Here is a 5,103-nt window from a genome sequence, read left to right as displayed (position 1 = left end):
CAGGCTGACCAGGCCGCCGCCCGCACCGTCGCCGCCCCGGCCTGACCCCGACCGCCCCGCCGCCCGAGCCGTCCGGCCGGACGGCTCAGGCGGCCGGCTTGCGGAACACGCTCACCGCGAACTCCGCGTCGTCGTGCCAGGGGCGGAGGTCCCAGGTGGCGAAGCGGTGTTCGAGGCGGAGCCCGGCGGCCACCGCGTCGGCGTCCAGCCCGGTGACCGGGTAGCCGCGGTCGGTGGCGAAGCCGACCACCACGAGGCCGTCCGGCCGGACGTGCGCGGCGACGTGGGTCAGCACGGCGCGCTCGGTGCCGGGGGCGACGAACGCCATCACGTTGCCGGCCACCACGGCGGCGTCGAACGGCTCGGGCTCGTCCTGCGCGGCCAGGTCCAGCTCGGCGAGGTCGCCGACCAGGAAGCGCGGGCCGGGGTGGTCGGTGCGGGCGGCGTCGATCAGCACCGGGTCGGCGTCGACGCCCACCGCGGTGTGGCCCCGGGCGGCCAGCGCGGCGGCCACCCGGCCGGTGCCGCAGCCGGCGTCCAGGATCCGCGCGCCCGGCGCGACGAGCGCGTCCAGCAGCCGGGCCTCGCCGGCCAGGTCCGCCCCTTCGGCGGCGAGCCGGCGGAACCGGTCGACGTACCACTGCGAGTGTCCTGGCTTCGTGTCGGTCACCCAGCGGGTCGGCTTGCCCATGCCGCCACGGTAGCTGATCTTGTTCGGCCCGGCTCGGGAACCTCAGCCGAGAGCCAGGAAGGCGCCGATGGCGAGCGGTGCGCCGGTGACCGCGCCGGCCACCACCTGGGGCCAGGTGTGGTCCCGCAGCACCACCCGGGACCAGCCGACCGCCGCCACGAGCAGCCAGCCGACGTGCAGCGCCGGGCCGAACAGCAGCACCAGGACGGCCGTGGTGGCGGCCGCGACCGCGGCGTGGATGCTCAGCTTCCACCAGTGGTTCACCAGGGTGCAGGCGGCGCCGACCACGAAGATCACCACGATGACGGCGAACAGTTCGGCGGGCGCGCCCAGCGCGGCCAGCAGGGCCATGCCGACCGCCACCGAGGCCAGGCCGGTCAGCAGGGGACGGGCCCGCTGGGTACGGTCGCCGACGTGCCGGTCGGTGAGCCGGCCGCGGCGTACGCCGTGGACGATCACGCCGACCGGGATCACCGCGCAGAACAGCAGGGCGGTGCCGGCCCAGAGCAGGAACTGCTGCGGGGAGGGGCTGACCCGGGCGACCGCCACCAGCGGCAGGGCGGTCACCAGGACGCCCGGTGCGAGCACTTCGGTGATCAGCCGGGCCAGCCGCCCGTTGACCGTCCGTTCCCGGGTCGCCCGCACCGGACCATCCTGGTGGAGCCGTCCGCCATGGTCAACTAACCCTTCTCCGCGCCGCTGGTGAGGCCCTCGGTGAGCAGCCGCTCGCTGGCGAGGAAGAGGATCACGATCGGCAGGGTGAGGATCACCGAGCCGGCCATCAGCACCGTCTTCGGCACCTCGACGCCGTCGGCGAGCAGCGACAGGCCCAGCGAGACGGTCCACCGGTTGGGCCGGTCGACCAGGAAGAGCAGCGCGAAGAGGAACTCGTTCCAGGCGATCATGAAGTCGTAGAGGGCGACCGCCATCACCGACGGCGCGGCGAGCGGCAGGCTGACCCGTCGGATGATGCCGAGCCGGCCGGCCCCGTCGATCGCCGCGGACTCCTCCAGGCTGACCGGGATCGTCTCGAAGTAGTTCTTCAGCATGTAGACCGAGACCGGCAGGGTCTGCGAGATGTAGACCAGCACCAGCCCGACCAGCGACCCGCGCAGCCCGGCCCGGGTGAAGACCACGAAGAGCGGGATCGCGATGACGATCGACGGGAACAGGTAGACCGCCAGGAACAGCGCGCTGACCTGCCGCCGGCCGAAGAACCGCAGCCGGGACACCGCGTACGCGCCGGGGATGGCGATCACCAGGGTGAGCGCGGTGGCGGCCAGCGCCACGATGCCGCTGTTGCGGATGAAGGCGAGGAAGCCCTGCCCGCCGTCCTCCACGGACTTCAGCACCTCGGCGTAGGTGGCGACCGTCAGCTCGCCGAACGGCACGAGCAGCGAGCCGGGGTCGAGCAGCAGCCGCTCGATCGGGCGTACCGAGAGCACCAGCATGTACCAGAACGGCAGCAGGGTGACCACCAGGAAGGCGGCGATCACCAGCCGCCGCAGCCAGCGCAGGCTCACCGTCTCGATCCGGTCCCGGTCCATCACGCCCCCTCCCGACGGCCGCCGAAGAAGCGCAGGTAGATCGCGACGAAGACGATCAGCACGACGGCCAGCACGACCGCCTGCGCCGCGGCCGCGCCGATGTCGGTCCGCGCGGTGAGGAACTGGTAGACCCGGACGCTGACCACCTCGGTGCCGGCCGAGCCCCCGGTGAGCAGGTAGACGTCGTCGAACTTGTTGAAGGTCATGATGAACCGGAGCACCCCGATCAGCGCGATCACCGGCATGAGCTGCGGCAGCAGGATGTACCGGAAGCGCTGGGTCGGGGTGGCGCCGTCGACCCGGGCCGCCTCCTCCAGCTCGCCCGGCACCGCCTGAAGCCGGGCCAGCAGGAACAGGAAGGCGAACGGGAAGTAGCGCCACGCCTCGAACGCGATGACCGTCCAGAGCGCGGTGGACTCCTGGGACAGGAACGGCACGGGCTCGTCCCAGCCGAGGAACCGGCGGCCCCAGTCGTTGACGAAGCCGAGCTGCGGGTCGAGCATGACCTGCCAGACGAACGTCATGGCGACCACCGGCGCCACGTACGGCAGCAGCATCGACGCGCGGACGACGGTGCGGCCCCGGAACGGCCGGCGGACCACCAGCGCCGCCACCAGGCCGACCAGGATGGAGCCGACGGTCCCGCCGGCGCTGTAGAGCACGGTGGTCCAGAGCGTGTCGGCGAATCCGGGGGTGTGCAGCACCCGGTCGACGTTGTCCAGGGTCAGCTCGCCGAAGAGGCCGGTCCGGCGCAGGGTCGCCAGGCGTACCCGTTGGAAGGCCAGCACCACGGTCCACACGATCGGTATGCCGATCACCGCGACCACGACGAGCAGGGTCGGGGCGACCAGCGCGAGCCCGGCGCGGGACTCGCGGCGGCGCAGGGTGAGCGGGCGTCGGCCGGGCCGGCGGGGCCGCTCCCCGGTGGGGGAGCGGCCGGCCTCCGGCGCGGTGGTGGTCAATTCACGCCCTTGGCGATGGCGTCGACGTCCTTCTTCGCCCGTTCGGCGGCGGCCCGGGCGTCGGACTTCCCGCCGATCACGTCGGCGAGCGCCTTGGGCACCGGCAGCTCGCCGAGGATCGCCCCGACGAGCTTGCCTTGGCCCTGGGTCAGCCCCCAGCGCTGGAAGGTGTCCGGGCTCTTGCGCAGGGTGGCGAGCACGTCCTCGCCGTAGACCGCCGACAGCGGCTGCTTGCGGTCCACCCCGGCCTGGCTGGTGTTCCAGGCGGTGAGGAACTTCTGCTTGTCCTCCGCCGTGCCGGTGCGCACCGGGAAGCGCCCCTCGGGGGACATGCCGAACCAGCGCGGGTAGCCGTCGGAGAGCATGTACTCCACGAAGGACGACGCGGGGTCGCTCGCGCCGTCGAGCACCGCCCAGGAGCTGATCTCGCCGTACTGGGCCGGCTCGGCGCCGTTCGGACCCTTGATCGCGGTGACGAAGCCGCTGTTCTTCGCCAGCCAGGCCGGGTCGGACTGGCACTGCGGGCAGGTCGGCTTGGCGTCGTCGCGCAGCCCGGCCAGCTCGTCGAGGATGAACGGCGACCAGATCAGCATGGCCGCCCTGCCGGCGAAGTAGGTGGCCCGGGTGGTGTCCACGTCCTGCGCGCCCTTGACCGAGTTGTTGCGCATCAGGTCGCCGTAGAAGCGGAACGCCTCGACGCACTCGGCGGAGTCCAGCGTGACCTTGCCGGCGTCGTCGGTGAGCTGGCAGTTGTTGGCCAGCGCGAGGTGTTCGAAGGTCTGCTGGGTGAAGACGTCGCCGGGGGCGGTCGCCGCGGTGATGCCGGCGATGCCGCCGGTGTTCAGCCTCGCCGCCGCGGCGGCGATCTTCTCGTACGTGTCGGGGGCGGACAGGCCCGCCGCGGCGAACAGGTCCTTGCGGTAGACCAGCAGCTGGCCCCACCCGTCGCTGGGCACGGCGAGCTGCTTGCCGTCCTCGCTCGTCAGTTCGAGGGCGCGCGGGGAGAACGTGTCCCGGCCGAGCTTCTCGACGACCTTCTTGTTGGCGTCCGGCTCCAGCAGGTCGTTGCCGGACAGCGTGCGCACCCCGGCCAGGGAGACCGAGCCGACCACGTCCGGCAGGTCGCCGGCGGCGGCGCTGGAGGCGATGAGGGAGGGGAACTGGTCCTCGTTGACGGTGACCAGGTTGACCTTGACGCCGGTCTTGGCGGTGTAGTCGGCGATGATGGCCTTGGTGGCGTTCACCCGGTCCGCCACGTCTTCCAGGCTCCACACGGTTATCTGAGAACTGTCGGATTTCGGCTCGTCGTCACCGCAGGCCAGCAGGGTTGTCCCGGCAAGTGCCATGATCAGGGTGGGGGCGAGGATCCGCATCGAGGGTGATGGCATCGGTGGCACTCCTCTCGAAGGGTACATCAGGGATTTAACGCCTTCGATTGATCGTTTACAAGACAATTACCAATATTTCGGTTTAGAATTGGCTCCGGCACTTTCCTCGGAGCGACGCCATGGCCAACTGGGTTGTCTCTCTGGCCGGGCCCCGGCGCGTGAGCCTGGAGCCCTGCCCCCCGGACCCGCTCGGCCCGGGCCAGGTCCGCGTCCGCACCTGTTACTCCGGGATCTCCGCCGGCACCGAGCTGACCCTCTACCGGGGCAGCAATCCCCGGCTCAGCAAGGACTGGGACGACGCCACCCGGATGTTCGTGCCCCGGCAGGCCGCGCCCGCGTACCCGGTGGTGGGCTTCGGCTACGAGGAGGTCGGCGAGGTCGTCGAGGTCGCGCCCGACGTCGCCGACCGCCGGCCCGGGCAGATCGTCTGGGGCATCTGGGGCCACCGCGCCGAGGCCGTGCTGGCCGCCGGCGCGGTCACCCCGCTCGCCCCCGGCCTCGACCCCCTGGCCGCC

General features: G+C 72.0%; 5 protein-coding genes and 1 pseudogene. 1 reads left to right on the top strand and 5 read right to left on the bottom strand.

Going from position 1 to position 5,103, the window contains the following annotated elements:
- Nucleotides 1-85: 85 nt before the first annotated feature.
- The 5 genes from F8274_RS29850 to F8274_RS29830 are packed head-to-tail and all read right to left on the bottom strand — an operon-like array spanning nt 86 to nt 4,588.
- On the bottom strand, nt 86-691 hold the full coding sequence (locus F8274_RS29850) for a bifunctional 2-polyprenyl-6-hydroxyphenol methylase/3-demethylubiquinol 3-O-methyltransferase UbiG (protein WP_151465679.1): 606 nt from the start codon (nt 689-691) through the stop codon (nt 86-88).
- A gap of 42 nt (nt 692-733) precedes the next feature.
- Nucleotides 734-1,336: a phosphatase PAP2 family protein gene (locus tag F8274_RS29845; protein ID WP_151465678.1), complete on the bottom strand. Its 603-nt coding sequence runs from the start codon at nt 1,334-1,336 to the stop codon at nt 734-736.
- 35 nt (nt 1,337-1,371) lie between these two features.
- A complete protein-coding gene (locus tag F8274_RS29840; protein ID WP_151465680.1) occupies nt 1,372-2,238 on the bottom strand; it encodes a carbohydrate ABC transporter permease in 867 nt (288 codons plus the stop codon).
- Complete coding sequence (locus F8274_RS29835; protein ID WP_151465677.1) at nt 2,238-3,200, bottom strand: carbohydrate ABC transporter permease; 963 nt, start codon at nt 3,198-3,200, stop codon at nt 2,238-2,240. Before F8274_RS29835 ends, F8274_RS29840 begins: the two co-directional genes overlap by 1 nt.
- Nucleotides 3,197-4,588, bottom strand: a complete 1,392-nt coding sequence (locus F8274_RS29830; protein ID WP_151465676.1) for an ABC transporter substrate-binding protein — start codon at nt 4,586-4,588, stop codon at nt 3,197-3,199. Before F8274_RS29830 ends, F8274_RS29835 begins: the two co-directional genes overlap by 4 nt.
- A 119-nt stretch (nt 4,589-4,707) precedes the next feature.
- Between F8274_RS29830 and F8274_RS29825 the strand changes: the two are divergent.
- Nucleotides 4,708-5,103: pseudogene (locus F8274_RS29825) on the top strand (oxidoreductase); the annotation flags it as partial.

The sequence above is a fragment of the Micromonospora sp. AMSO31t genome (genome assembly GCF_008868175.1).
In the GTDB taxonomy this organism is placed as follows: domain Bacteria; phylum Actinomycetota; class Actinomycetes; order Mycobacteriales; family Micromonosporaceae; genus Micromonospora.
Note: the sequence above shows the minus strand (reverse complement) of the source record. Positions and strands in the feature narration are given on the sequence as shown.